This window comes from Winogradskyella costae (assembly GCF_013403865.1).
GTDB lineage: Bacteria > Bacteroidota > Bacteroidia > Flavobacteriales > Flavobacteriaceae > Winogradskyella > Winogradskyella costae.
Map to the genome: position 1 here is coordinate 24,586 of NZ_JABFDK010000003.1, position 12,573 is coordinate 37,158.

13 protein-coding genes are annotated in these 12,573 nt (G+C 34.3%); 7 read left to right on the forward strand and 6 right to left on the reverse strand.

The features are described from left to right. Positions 1-6: 6 nt before the first annotated feature. The 5 genes from HM986_RS08920 to HM986_RS08940 form a co-directional block, all read right to left on the reverse strand. Positions 7-264: a DUF6952 family protein gene (locus HM986_RS08920; RefSeq protein WP_179334743.1), complete on the reverse strand. Its 258-nt coding sequence runs from the start codon at positions 262-264 to the stop codon at positions 7-9. A 45-nt stretch (positions 265-309) separates the two neighbouring features. Beyond that, positions 310-618, reverse strand: coding sequence for a thioredoxin family protein (locus HM986_RS08925; RefSeq protein WP_179334744.1), 309 nt, complete (start codon positions 616-618; stop codon positions 310-312). 92 nt (positions 619-710) lie between these two features. Continuing rightward, on the reverse strand, positions 711-1,349 hold the full coding sequence (locus HM986_RS08930) for a peroxiredoxin (RefSeq protein ID WP_179334745.1): 639 nt from the start codon (positions 1,347-1,349) through the stop codon (positions 711-713). Between the two features lie 141 nt (positions 1,350-1,490). Next, positions 1,491-2,960 carry a Na+/H+ antiporter NhaC gene (gene nhaC, locus HM986_RS08935; RefSeq protein ID WP_179334746.1) on the reverse strand — a complete coding sequence of 490 codons (1,470 nt, stop codon included), beginning with the start codon at positions 2,958-2,960 and terminating at the stop codon, positions 1,491-1,493. 147 nt (positions 2,961-3,107) lie between these two features. Continuing rightward, positions 3,108-4,307: an aminotransferase class I/II-fold pyridoxal phosphate-dependent enzyme gene (locus tag HM986_RS08940; protein ID WP_179334747.1), complete on the reverse strand. Its 1,200-nt coding sequence runs from the start codon at positions 4,305-4,307 to the stop codon at positions 3,108-3,110. A 255-nt stretch (positions 4,308-4,562) separates the two neighbouring features. Between HM986_RS08940 and HM986_RS08945 the strand changes: the two genes are divergently transcribed. From HM986_RS08945 to fabV, 6 genes are all read left to right on the forward strand, one after another. Further along, positions 4,563-5,021, forward strand: a complete 459-nt coding sequence (locus HM986_RS08945; protein WP_179334748.1) for an Lrp/AsnC family transcriptional regulator — start codon at positions 4,563-4,565, stop codon at positions 5,019-5,021. A gap of 175 nt (positions 5,022-5,196) precedes the next feature. Further along, positions 5,197-5,967 (forward strand): LuxR C-terminal-related transcriptional regulator, encoded by a 771-nt coding sequence (locus tag HM986_RS08950; protein WP_179334749.1) that lies wholly within the window; start codon positions 5,197-5,199, stop codon positions 5,965-5,967. Between the two features lie 287 nt (positions 5,968-6,254). Then, a complete protein-coding gene (locus tag HM986_RS08955) occupies positions 6,255-7,862 on the forward strand; it encodes a S41 family peptidase (protein WP_179334750.1) in 1,608 nt (535 codons plus the stop codon). 81 nt (positions 7,863-7,943) lie between these two features. Next, positions 7,944-8,501 carry a porin family protein gene (locus HM986_RS08960; protein WP_179334751.1) on the forward strand — a complete coding sequence of 186 codons (558 nt, stop codon included), beginning with the start codon at positions 7,944-7,946 and terminating at the stop codon, positions 8,499-8,501. Between the two features lie 8 nt (positions 8,502-8,509). Next, positions 8,510-9,910 carry a dihydrolipoyl dehydrogenase gene (gene lpdA, locus HM986_RS08965; RefSeq protein ID WP_179334752.1) on the forward strand — a complete coding sequence of 467 codons (1,401 nt, stop codon included), beginning with the start codon at positions 8,510-8,512 and terminating at the stop codon, positions 9,908-9,910. Positions 9,911-9,920: 10 nt separating this feature from the next. Continuing rightward, entirely contained in the window at positions 9,921-11,111 is a 1,191-nt protein-coding gene (gene fabV, locus HM986_RS08970) for an enoyl-ACP reductase FabV (RefSeq protein ID WP_179334753.1), read from the forward strand. A 197-nt stretch (positions 11,112-11,308) separates the two neighbouring features. On the opposite strand, the gene HM986_RS08975 is transcribed toward fabV, so the two are convergent. Then, entirely contained in the window at positions 11,309-11,899 is a 591-nt protein-coding gene (locus HM986_RS08975) for a hypothetical protein (RefSeq protein WP_179334754.1), read from the reverse strand. A gap of 262 nt (positions 11,900-12,161) precedes the next feature. Here HM986_RS08975 and HM986_RS08980 point away from each other — a divergent pair, with 262 nt between their 5' ends. After that, positions 12,162-12,566, forward strand: a complete 405-nt coding sequence (locus HM986_RS08980) for a DUF2721 domain-containing protein (RefSeq protein ID WP_179334755.1) — start codon at positions 12,162-12,164, stop codon at positions 12,564-12,566. The last annotated feature ends 7 nt before the right edge of the window (positions 12,567-12,573 follow it).

Genomic DNA, 12,573 nt, shown 5'->3' on the forward strand with positions numbered 1-12,573 from the left:
CGCTTACTATTTATCAATAGATCCTAAAACGCGTTTCATAAATCCGTTAACGGCTTCTTTTTTAGGCGTGCCTTCTTTAATCATTTTATTCACTTCAATAGCGCCGTACATATTAGAGATTAGTTCTCCAATCACGTCTAGTTCTTCATCTTTAAGTGATGGTACTTCGGTTAACGTTTCTAAAGTTTCAATAGTTTCGATGATGTAATCTTCGTCATTGTCTTCTATAAATTGCGTTAGGTGTTTTATTACAGGTAGTTTCATATGCATTTCCTGCGAAAGCAGGAATCTATTAAAAGGTTAAACAAATTAAGCTACTTCGTCAACAAGTTCTTTTAAAACATCGAACTTATTTGTTTGTACTTGGCTTTTAAATTCACCATTCTTAAATGTTGCAAAGGTTGGTAAATTATCTACCGTTGCTAATTTTCTACTTTCAGGAAATTTTTCAGCATCAGCGATCACAAAAGTTGCGCCTTCGTGCTCTGTTGCCAATTTCTTAAACTTAGGTTTCATTATTCTACAATTGCCACACCATGTTGCAGAATACTGTACGATCACTGTATCGTTACCATTGATGATCTCTTGTAGATTATCTTGATCTAATTCTTGTATCATAATTCTTGAATTTTAAATAGACCTGACAGGTGTTTGAAACCTGTCAGGCTTAATTGGAATTGCCACGCTTTGCTCGCAATGACGGTAAGATTTTAGTGCGTTGCTAAATAAGCAGCAGTCCCTTTAGCGTTGGCTTGCATTGCTTCTTTACCTTCTTCCCAGTTTGCAGGACAAACTTCACCTTTTTCTTGTACGTGTGTTAACGCATCGATGATTCTTATGTATTCGTTAACGTTTCTACCTAATGGCATGTTGTTAACGCTTTCGTGTTGAATTGTTCCTTCTTCGTCAATGATGTATGTTGCTCTGTACGTTACGTTATCACCTTCAACTGTTACCAATCCTGTTTCTTCATCGAATTGTTCATTGAAGATATCTAAGATCCCTAAAGCTGATGCTAGGTTACGGTTAGAATCTGCTAAAATTGGGTATGTTACCCCTTCAATTCCACCATTATCCTTAGATGTGCTTAACCAAGCAAAGTGTACTTCGGCCGTGTCACAAGACGCTCCAATAACAAGTGTGTTTCTTTTTTCGAACTCACTTAAAGCGGCTTGAAAAGCGTGTAATTCTGTTGGACAAACAAAAGTGAAGTCTTTTGGATACCAGAATAACACTACTTTTTTGTTATTATTACGTGCTTCTTCTAGAACGTTCACTTTAAAAGTGTCGCCCATATCATTCATTGCGTTTACGTCTAAATCTGGAAATTTTCTTCCTACTAATGCCATGTTTTTATAGTTTTAATTTGATTAATTATTTTGAACTACAAAGATACTTTTCATTAAGGAATTAATACGTTAAGCAAATTTTAATTTTTTATAAAACTATAGTTTTTTGTTATAGTAATTTTTAGTTTTAATAATTAAAAACTATTTATCTCGAAGCATTTTAATTTTGAGATTTAAAGCTACAAATACTAAGGTCGTAAACGGGCTTAACCAGTTAAAAATGGCATAGCCAATGTACTCGCCGACGCCCACACCTAAAACACCACTTTGGTAAGCACCACAGGTGTTCCAAGGAATTAGGACAGAGGTTACGGTTCCGGAATCTTCGAGCGTACGACTTAAGTTTTCGGGTGCTAAGCCTTTATCTTCATAGGCTTGCTTAAACATCTTTCCAGGGATAACAATTGCTAAATACTGATCAGAGGCAATAAGGTTTAGGCCTAAACAGCTTAACACCGTACTAGCAAATAATCCGAATATAGACGTAGCTATAGAGAGTAAAGCTTTTGTGATTCGCGAAAGCGCACCGATACCATCCATAATACCCCCAAAAATCATGGCACATACAATTAAGTAGATAGTCCAAAGCATACCATTCATTCCACCAGCAGAGAAGAGATCATTTAATTTTTCGTTGTCTGTAACAATAGACGTATCTGTAAGAATTGAATTTACAATAGCCGAAAATTTAGAATCGGATAGCCCTTCTAAAATGGGACCTTGAAATACAAAAGCGAATATAATAGCTAACCCAATCCCTGACGCCAAAGCGACTAATGGTTTCGTTTTTAATAGAATTAATGCCACTACAGCAACCGGCACTAAAAATAACCATGGAGAGATATTAAAGGTGCTATCTATTGATGCTAGGAGATTACTGATATCTGCGTTTCCGGTGGTATCGATATTAAAACTAATAATTCCGAAAACAATTAAGGTGATTATAATTGTAGGAACCGTAGTGATGGTCATATATTTAATATGTGTAAACAAATCTGTACCCGCCATAGCAGGTGCTAAATTGGTGGTATCACTTAAAGGCGACATTTTATCTCCAAAATAGGCTCCAGAAATAACGGCTCCGGCAATCATCCCAGGATTAATGCCTAGAGCGGTTCCGATACCCACTAAAGCAATACCAACGGTAGCCGAGGTGGTCCAAGAACTGCCTGTTGCGATTGAGATGACCGCTGCAATAATAACAGAAGCTGGTAGGAATATTTCGGGACTTAAGACTTGTAAGCCATAGTAGACCATTGCAGGAATGACACCACTGACGAGCCACGTGCCTGCTAAGGCTCCGACTAAAAATAGAATCATGATCGGCACAAAAACACTTCTTAGATTCTCCCATACTTCTTTTAGCATGGTTTTAAAGGTGACCTTGTTAAAAAGCCCAACCACAGCGGCAACGGCGCCACCTATGACTAAAATTATTTGATTGGTATACCCTCCAAACCATTCTTGGTCTTCCACTAAAAAGATGTTGTAGGCTAACATTGCCATTAGAATTACAACAGGTATAAGTGCTTCAAAAAAACTAAGTTCTTTATTGTCTATAATTACTTGATCTTCTGTTTTAATTTCACTTAGATTGTCGTTTTCTTGCATTTTCATTCAGTTTAGTGTTGTAATGTTACGATTTTGTTAAGCCATTTGCAAATGGAAAATAAATCATAGAATGGGATGCAAAAAAAAGGTTAGACGCTTATTTATATTTAAGCATCTAACCTTTAATTATATAGCTGTTATTTTAATTTAAAGAATATGTAATTCTTTCATACAGGCTTTCATAGTATTATAAGTCCGTTCAATATCGGCATCTAATCCGATAGAAAATCGAATTAAACCATCGCTTAAGCCCATGGCGTCTTGTTCATCTTCAGGGATTTCTGAAGAGGTAGAGCTTCCAGGTGCGCTAAATAAGGTTTTGTAGAAGCCTAAACTCACGGCTAAATAGCCTAGGTTACGTTCTTGCATTAATTCCATTAAGGCATTGGCTTTGTCTAAAGAACCCACATCAATCGTCATCATACCACCAAATCCGTATTTCTCATTCATCATAGATTTAAATAACTCATGCGATGGGTGAGAGGCTAGACCAGGATATACCGTTTTTAAACCATCATTTTCAAACCGCTCTGCTAAATACGTGGCATTATAGCTGTGTTGCATCATTCTAATATGTAAGGTTCTCAGATTTTTTAAAACCGAAGCCGAACGCAAGCTGTCCATTGTAGAACCCAATAGCATGGCAGCACCGCTATTAACGTTTCGTAGGTCGTCTATGAGTTCTTGTGTGCCACAAACCACTCCGCCAACCGTGTCTGACGAGCCATTAATAAATTTGGTTAAACTATGTACTACAATATCAGCACCTAGATTAATTGGTGAAATAGATAAAGGAGAAAAGGTGTTATCTACTATGAGTTTTAAATTATGCTTTTTAGCGATTGCAGCTAAACCTTTAATGTCAGCAACTTCTAATAACGGATTACTAACCGATTCGCAATACAATACTTTAGTATTAGGAGTAATTGCTGCTTCAACACTATCTAATTTAGTGATGTCTACAAAGGTGGTGGTAATGCCTAAACGTGGAGTAAAGTTTTTTAAGAAGGCATATGTCCCTCCGTAAATGGTTCTGCTACTTACTACGTGGTCACCAGCATCGCAAAGTTGTAATAACACAGGAGTAATAGCTCCCATGCCAGAGGCTGTAACTGTTGCGGTTTCGGTACCTTCCATAGCGGCTAAAGCTTCACCTAAGTATAGATTAGATGGAGAGGAATGCCGTGAGTATAAGTAACAACCATCTGCATTGCCTTCAAAAGTATCGAACATGGTTTTTGCCGATAAAAACGTATAGGTTGATGAATCTGAAATGGATGGATTAACACCACCGAATTCTCCGAAGTATTGTAAGTCTTGTATATTGTTTGCTGGTTTAAAAGTCATGTGTTTATTTTTATTGTTTTTTAATGGTCATGTGCAGTTCGCTATTGACCATCTCTTTTAGGCGATAAGATTTCGAATAAGCTCGTGACATAGTTGTGTGATTTAAGTATTAATTAATTCAAAATTCGCTATTAACAGATTATTAATCAATAGGTGAGTATATATATAGTTGAATAATCTATATTTATTAATTATAGTAGTTTTATTATAATTAAATTTGAGTTTTATATAATTATTTCCGAAAAAATAACACGTATGACTTTTGATGCCACTGACAGAAAATTACTTCATTTACTACAAACAGATAGTAAGCAAACCAATAAGGCTCTATCGCACCAATTAAATTTGTCTGTGACAGCGGTCTATGAGCGTATTAGAAAACTTGAAAAGAGCGGTATCGTAAAGCAGTATGTGGCTTTGGTAGATAAAACTAAAGTAGAAAAGGATTTTGTGGCCTTTTGCCATGTGAAATTGGTACAGCATTCACAAGATTATGTGGTGATGTTTGAGCGCGAAGTGAAACAGCTCAATGAGGTTTTAGAATGCTACCATCTCAGTGGCGATTATGATTATCTACTTAAAGTACTTGTGAAAGACATGAAAGCGTTTAGGGAATTTATGGTCGAAAAATTAACTAAAATCAATCATATTGGCAGTACACATAGTATGTTTATGATTAATGAAGTAAAGCACACCACAGCGATTACACTATAACCATTATGGTGATTTAGTTTTATTATAATTTACTGATTTTGAGTCTTTTGTTTTTTTGATTTGAACGTGTTGTTGAGGTTTTAATGTATTCCTAATCTTTTGGTTAAGTGCGGTGCGCTGGTTTTTATTAGAGCTTAAAAAGCTAGTGCTGCGATAAATTTCCTAATTTTACGTTATGAGATATACTGAAATTAAGGATTTATATAAGTTTATATTTAAATCCTACGATAAGCCATTTCTAAAAGAGCATATCGCAAAGTTTATAGAGCTCGATGATTATTTACCCTATAGTTCTACTTTTTTTTGTGTTACGAACACGCAAGATTTAACTTTTGAATATATAAGTAAAAACTTCACCACATGTTTAGGTCTCGATGCCAATGATTTTAAGACTCACGGTATGCGTTACTTGTGGAATAGAATTCATCCAGACGATATTGATGCTTGGTTAAGCTCCTTAAATTCTTTAATGGAGTTTACGTTGAATGAGATTCCTGAAAACAAACGAAAAGATGCTAATTACACTTGGAATTTTAGGCTTAAAAATAATGAGGATGTTTATGTTAATATTATTCAGAACACCACTCCTTTAGTATTTGATTCTGATGGTAAGCCTATAATAGGATTAGCTCATTACACGGTTTTAGATTCTAACATAAAAATGGAAATCACGGCGTCCGCAAAATTGCTAAATTCTAATAAAGAATACGAAACCTTGTTTTTTAATAACTTTTCTCAAAAATTATTGAATGACGGCATAAGTAACCGTGAGCGCGATGTTATTAGATTGCTGGTTTTAAGTAAATCGAGCAAAGAGATTTCAAAACTGCTAAACATTAGTTCTCATACCGTAGATACGCACCGAAGAAATATTTTGAAAAAACTTAACATTTCATCTACAGGAGAACTGATTGGTATGTTAAAAATGAATCAGCATTGGTTATAAAAGTATAAAAATACTCAAATTGAGTATTGCGAATGAATATTATAAAGTGCAACTTTGAAGCACTATTATATACTAGGGGGAAAATAGGTCCATTCTTAAGATTATTGTCATTAATCGAAAGTTTGGACTATTTTTTTTCCTAACCCCTGAGTTCTCTTCATAAATTATAGACATTAGCGTTCTTTTTATATATAAATAAAATGAGAAGCAACCTTTCTTCATATTTTTACGTCTTTATGAATATGGGCTATACTTCAACGATTCACATTTTATATCGAACAACTAACATGAGGAAGACACTATTAATTACACTTTTAATTACATTACTATTAGCATCTTGTGCTAGTGTTGACAAACATAACTTACAAATCTCAAAACTACATTCTGTTGAAGACTTGCATGACGATATAGATGACGTCTATGACCAATTACAACGGCACCATCCGCACTTGTATCAGTTTACCTCTAGGGCTGTGCTCGATTTTAAGTTTGATAGTTTAAAGCACGCCATTGACACCCCTTTAGATAGTCGTACGTTCTATAAGCAGCTCGCTGCGGTTACCAAACACATTGGGCAAGGTCACATGTCTTTGTCTCCCCCAAGTCAACGATTCAGTAGAAAAGAAAGAAAAGCGTTGCGTAAAACCAAGTTTGATATCAATAATTTAGATTTTGAATATTTAGATGATACCCTTTTTATTTCCAATGCAAGAGGAGTAGATTCCATTTTAATTAATGCCGAAGTTTTAAAGATTGAAGATGAAACCCCTCAGGATTTAATTAAAAAATATAGTAAAATTATAGCTTCTGACGGATATAATACTACGTTTCATAATAGAGTTGCTGGTCATCGCTTTATGAGTTATTATGTAAATGATAAAGGGCGTTTTGATAGTCTTAAGTTAACGCTAAGGAATTCTGATTCCACTTTTGTGAAGCATTATAAACGCGTTTTAAAAGTAGATACCACCGCTATAAAAAAAGATTCTATAAAATCTGATTCTGTTAAAGTTGAAAAACCGAAAGCCATAAAATTGACGAAAGCTGAACGGAAAGCTAAAAATAAAGCCAATAAAGCCAAACGAAAATACAATCGTAATTATGGTTATATCGCATCGCGCCAAGAATATACACGAAATTTAAATTTTGTAGGAGAGGATAGTTTAGTGGGGTTATTAAAAATAAGAGGATTCTCAAACGGTAACTATAAAGATTTTTATGATGACAGTTTTAAAACATTAGACTCCCTTAAAACAGATGTGCTTATTATCGATTTAAGAAACAACTTTGGTGGGCGCTTAAATGAAATTACCTATTTATATTCGTATCTCACTGATGAAAATTTCACTATGATCAATCCTAGTGAGGTGAATACTCGGTTTCCACTTCTAAAGAGTGTGATGAGTAACACCACTCCAAACGTAGCGAAAGTATTTGCTGGTATAATGTCTCCTGTGTTTTTTACGTTAGATCTTATTAAAACAAAAAAGAAAGATGATAAGCTATACTATAAATTTAAGTCGGCAAAGGAAAAAGTACCAAAGCCTCTTAATTTTAAAGGTGAAATTTATGTCTTAATTAATGGTAATTCTTTTTCGGCATCATCTTTATTGTCTACAAAATTACAAGGAGATGAACGGGCGACTTTTGTAGGAGAAGAAACAGGCGGAGCTTATAACGGTACCGTTGCAGGGTTTTATAAAGTGTACGAAATGCCCAATACTAAAGTACGCGCTAGAATAGGACTTGCGCATATCGATGCGCCTCATAAAACAACACCAGATGGCTATGGTGTAAAGCCAGATGTAGAGTTATTACCAAGTTATAAGGATCGCTTACAATCTGTTGATCCGGAGTTAGAATGGATTTTAGAAGATATAGCGCAAAAGCCTTAAATTGTTGATGTCAATAATGGGTTTTAAAATTCGTAAATAAGTAATCTAAATTGTACTTTTGTAGCTTATTTGTTTAATTGCATGCGATTATTAGTCGGTTTAATATTTTTGGTTAGTCTAGGTCTCAATGCTCAGGATAACCCAATGGGATTAAAGATTGGTGGTCTTTCATCAACGATTTCGGGAGATGATAGTGACGATGTTTCAAGTGCAACAAATTTTCAGATAGGATTTTTTACAGAAGTACAAGTTTCTTCTTGGTTATCTATTCAACCAGAATTATTGTTTTCTGTTTATGGATTTAAGGATGATTATGAAGATGGTACAAAAATAAGATTGAGTTATGTGGTTTTACCTATTATTGCGCGCATCCACTTATCTGAAAACTTTAGTTTTGATGTAGGACCGCAAGCTGGAATATTATTATCAGCAGATGGTTTATTTATACAAAACGGAGATTTAGATACTGCTTTTAATAGTCAGGATTTTGGATTAAATTTGGGATTTGGAATAAACTTATCAGAAATAGTCGGAGTTTCATTTAGGTATTATATGGGACTATCTAATGTGATTTCTGATGAAGACTTAAATACTAAAAATAGAGCATTACAATTAGCATTACAATTTAAATTAAATTAATAAAAGATATGAAATCATACGATGTAGCAATAATTGGTTCTGGACCTGGAGGTTATGTAGCGGCAATCCGTTGCGCACAATTAGGCATGAAAACAGCTATTATTGAAAAATATTCAACGCTTGGTGGTACGTGCTTAAACGTAGGTTGTATTCCAAGTAAAGCCTTATTAAGTTCTTCTCATCATTATGAAGAAGCTACAAAACATTTTGAAGAACACGGTATTGAAATCCCTGGAGACATCAAAGTGAATTTAGAAAAAATGATTGGTCGTAAGCAAGCTGTTGTAGACCAAACTACAGGTGGTATTGATTTCTTAATGAAGAAAAATAACATCGATGTTTTTGAAGGTTTAGGGTCATTTAAAGATGCTACTCATATTACAATCGAAGGTAAAGATGCTCAGGAAATTGAAGCAAAAAAGGTTATTATCGCTACCGGTTCTAAACCATCAAATTTACCATTTATCACTTTAGATAAAGAACGTGTTATCACTTCTACTGAAGCTTTAAAATTAAAAGAAATTCCAAAGCACCTTATTATCATTGGTGGTGGAGTCATTGGTTTAGAGTTAGGACAAGTGTACCGTCGCTTAGGTGCTGAGGTTACTGTTATTGAATATATGGACAGAATTATTCCAACAATGGATGCAGGTTTGTCTAAAGAATTGAATAAAGTTTTTAAGAAAGCAAAATGCAAAATGATGCTCTCTCATAAAGTGCAGTCTGTAGAGCGTAATGGAGATGAGGTTATTGTAAAAGCTGAAAATAAAAAAGGAGAGGTTGTGGAATTTAAAGGAGATTACTGTTTAGTCTCTGTAGGTCGTAAACCTTATACAGCTGGCTTAAATCTTGATGCAGCAGGAGTGGCAATGAACGATAGAGGTCAGGTTGAAGTTAACGCACACTTACAAACTAATGTGTCTAATATCTACGCTATTGGTGATGTTATAAAAGGAGCGATGTTAGCGCACAAAGCGGAAGAAGAAGGTGTTTTTGTTGCCGAGACTATGGCAGGACAAAAACCACATATTGATTATAATTTAATTCCTGGAGTGGTTTACACATGGCCAGAAGTGGCTGCTGTTGGTAAAACAGAAGAAGAATTAAAAGCAGATAATGTGGAGTATAAAGTGGGTCAGTTTCCATTTAGAGCATTAGGCCGTGCAAGAGCCAGCGGAGATATCGATGGCTTTGTAAAGATTTTAGCAGATAAAACCACAGATGAAGTCTTAGGAGTTCATATGATTGGGGCACGTTGTGCCGATTTAATAGCAGAAGCGGTAACCGCTATGGAATTTAGAGCTTCTGCTGAAGATATTTCACGCATGTCTCATGCACACCCAACATTTGCAGAAGCAGTAAAAGAAGCCGCTTTAGCAGCAACAGACGATAGAGCATTACACGTTTAGACTATAAAATATGATAATAGAACCAAGAACTAGAGGGTTTATATGTTTAACATCGCATCCTGTTGGCTGTGAGCAAAACGTATTGAATCAAATAGATTATATTAAATCAAATCCAACAACCAATGGGCCTAAAAAAGTCTTAGTTATTGGAGCATCAACAGGCTTTGGCTTAGCATCTAGAATTACTAGTGCTTACGGATCTAACGCTTCAACAATAGGTGTGTTTTTCGAAAAACCACCAACAGAAGGGCGTCCAGCTTCACCAGGTTGGTACAACAGTGCTGCTTTTGAAACGCAAGCGCACAAAGATGGCTTATATGCAAAGAGTATAAATGGAGATGCATTTTCAAATGAAATTAAAGCACAAACTTTAAAATTAATTCAAGACGACTTAGGGAAGATTGATATGGTTATTTATAGTTTGGCATCACCAGTTAGAACACACCCAGATACAGGAGAGCGTTTTAAATCTGTTTTAAAACCGATTGGAGAAACATTTACGAATAACACTGTAGATTTTCATACAGGAATTGTGAAAGAAATTTCAATAGAACCTTGTTCTGGTGATGATATTGATAATACGATTGCCGTAATGGGAGGTGAAGATTGGAAAATGTGGATTGATCTCTTAAAATCGGCTAATGTATTATCTGAAGATTTTAAAACGGTTGCCTATTCTTATATTGGCCCTTCATTAACCGAAGCTGTTTATAGAAAAGGTACTATTGGTCGTGCAAAAGATCATTTAGAAGCGACTGCTTTTAAAATTACTGATTCATTAAAAGACATTAACGGCAAAGGTTACGTGTCTGTAAATAAAGCTTTAGTAACGCAGGCGAGTTCTGCAATTCCGGTGATTCCGTTATACATTTCATTATTGTATAAAGTGATGAAAGAAGAAGGTATCCACGAAGGTTGTATAGAGCAAATAGAACGCTTATTTAACGAGCGTTTATATGCTGAAAATTTACAATTAGATGCACAAGGAAGAATACGTGTTGACGATTGGGAAATGCGCGATGATATCCAAGCAAAAGTGTTAGAGCTCTGGAAAGAGGCTACCACTGAAACTTTACCGGAAATTGGTGATTTAGACGGTTATAAAACGGATTTCTTCAACCTTTTTGGCTTTAATGTTGATGGTGTTGATTATGATAAGGATGTTAATGAAATGGTTGCGATTCCTGGGTTACAGGAATAATAAACTTTCATTGTAAATAATTTTAAAAGCGAATTTCTATTTTAGATTTTCGCTTTTTTTATGATAAATACTTAGGTATTAGTACGCAAAGTTGCACAAAGAAGACATGGAGATTCACGGAGAGATTTGTTAAGTTTCTTTAATATAATTGTCGAATATTATTTTTTTAGCTGCTTTGCGCGACATATCACTAATCTTCAAAGTTCTTGTATTAAGTCAGAAATGCGCAAGCGATTACTATAATCGTGCTCATTAACATCTCTCACAAAGCAATGCGCACTGATTACACCTGTTTTTACTTTTTCTGCTAAAACTTCAACTTTAAATGGGCCAAATTCTTTTGATTTTTCGATGTAGTAGAATTGGTGATCATAGATAATGGTGCTCACTTTCTTTTTGTATTTATCTTTTAAGAAGTCCTGAATATCTTCAACCGAATTAATATCATCTTCATAGTTGAACACGTTAATGTACATGGCGAATTCTTCTTTGTTCTCATTATTTAGTACCAAAATATCATCATCTTTAAAAAACGCTTTTACCGTTATTTTTCCATCTTCAGTTTCTATACAAAAGACATTCTGAATATTAATACTCCAAGACGTCGTTATCACATTGTTTTTTCTAGATATTTCTAGAATGTTATCTTCCTTAAACGTATATATAGATTTCTTTTTAGAAATGCCATTCACTAAAACCCATGGTTTATTTATAAAATGCGCATCGTGATGATACTCATAATTAAATGGTTTTAAATTAGGAATAGCGTTGTGTAGATAGTCGTTCATTTAATGTTTGTCAGTACAAAAGCTGTTATTTTGTAACGTTTAAATTTGGGTATTTATTTCTTAAAGTTAAAAATTTTTCAGCTATTTTAAAACTTCTTTCTTATAACTTCGATTAATGCAAAACGATATCCGATTAAAAATAGTAGGTTTGTTTATAATGAATTGTATGTCTATGAACATCACAATGTAGGATAAACGTAGTTTATAAAATTCACTTTTTTATTTTTTAGTGGTTTATTTCTGTAATTTTGTAAAATTAATTATGGAAGAACTCACGCTTACGACACCAGCACTTTTATTCTCGGCAATATCGCTAATAATGTTAGCATATACCAATCGTTTTTTGGCTTATGCAGCGATAATACGAAACCTTAGTGATAAGTATTTAAAAAATCATGATGCTTCCGTTCTCAGACAAATTAAAAATTTAAAATTAAGAATACGGCTAACAAGATATATGCAGATTGCGGGTATTACTAGTTTATTGTTTTGTGTGTTAACGATGTTCTTAATTTATATACATTATCATATTATAGCAGTTTGGGCATTTGGTTTAGGACTAATACTTCTTATACTTTCTCTATTGTTTTTAATATGGGAAATTCAAATATCAGCAAAGTCATTACAGCATCATTTAGGAGATATTGAGAATCATTTAAAAAAATAAATTTTTA

What these genes read in the sequence shown, in the direction of transcription:
- HM986_RS08920 (WP_179334743.1), bottom strand. Translation starts at nt 264, where the DNA reads ATGAAACTACCTGTAATAAAACACCTAACGCAATTTATAGAAGACAAT.
- HM986_RS08925 (WP_179334744.1), bottom strand. Translation starts at nt 618, where the DNA reads ATGATACAAGAATTAGATCAAGATAATCTACAAGAGATCATCAATGGT.
- HM986_RS08930 (WP_179334745.1), bottom strand. Translation starts at nt 1,349, where the DNA reads ATGGCATTAGTAGGAAGAAAATTTCCAGATTTAGACGTAAACGCAATG.
- nhaC (WP_179334746.1), bottom strand. Translation starts at nt 2,960, where the DNA reads ATGCAAGAAAACGACAATCTAAGTGAAATTAAAACAGAAGATCAAGTA.
- HM986_RS08940 (WP_179334747.1), bottom strand. Translation starts at nt 4,307, where the DNA reads ATGACTTTTAAACCAGCAAACAATATACAAGACTTACAATACTTCGGA.
- HM986_RS08945 (WP_179334748.1), top strand. Translation starts at nt 4,563, where the DNA reads ATGACTTTTGATGCCACTGACAGAAAATTACTTCATTTACTACAAACA.
- HM986_RS08950 (WP_179334749.1), top strand. Translation starts at nt 5,197, where the DNA reads ATGAGATATACTGAAATTAAGGATTTATATAAGTTTATATTTAAATCC.
- HM986_RS08955 (WP_179334750.1), top strand. Translation starts at nt 6,255, where the DNA reads ATGAGGAAGACACTATTAATTACACTTTTAATTACATTACTATTAGCA.
- HM986_RS08960 (WP_179334751.1), top strand. Translation starts at nt 7,944, where the DNA reads ATGCGATTATTAGTCGGTTTAATATTTTTGGTTAGTCTAGGTCTCAAT.
- lpdA (WP_179334752.1), top strand. Translation starts at nt 8,510, where the DNA reads ATGAAATCATACGATGTAGCAATAATTGGTTCTGGACCTGGAGGTTAT.
- fabV (WP_179334753.1), top strand. Translation starts at nt 9,921, where the DNA reads ATGATAATAGAACCAAGAACTAGAGGGTTTATATGTTTAACATCGCAT.
- HM986_RS08975 (WP_179334754.1), bottom strand. Translation starts at nt 11,899, where the DNA reads ATGAACGACTATCTACACAACGCTATTCCTAATTTAAAACCATTTAAT.
- HM986_RS08980 (WP_179334755.1), top strand. Translation starts at nt 12,162, where the DNA reads ATGGAAGAACTCACGCTTACGACACCAGCACTTTTATTCTCGGCAATA.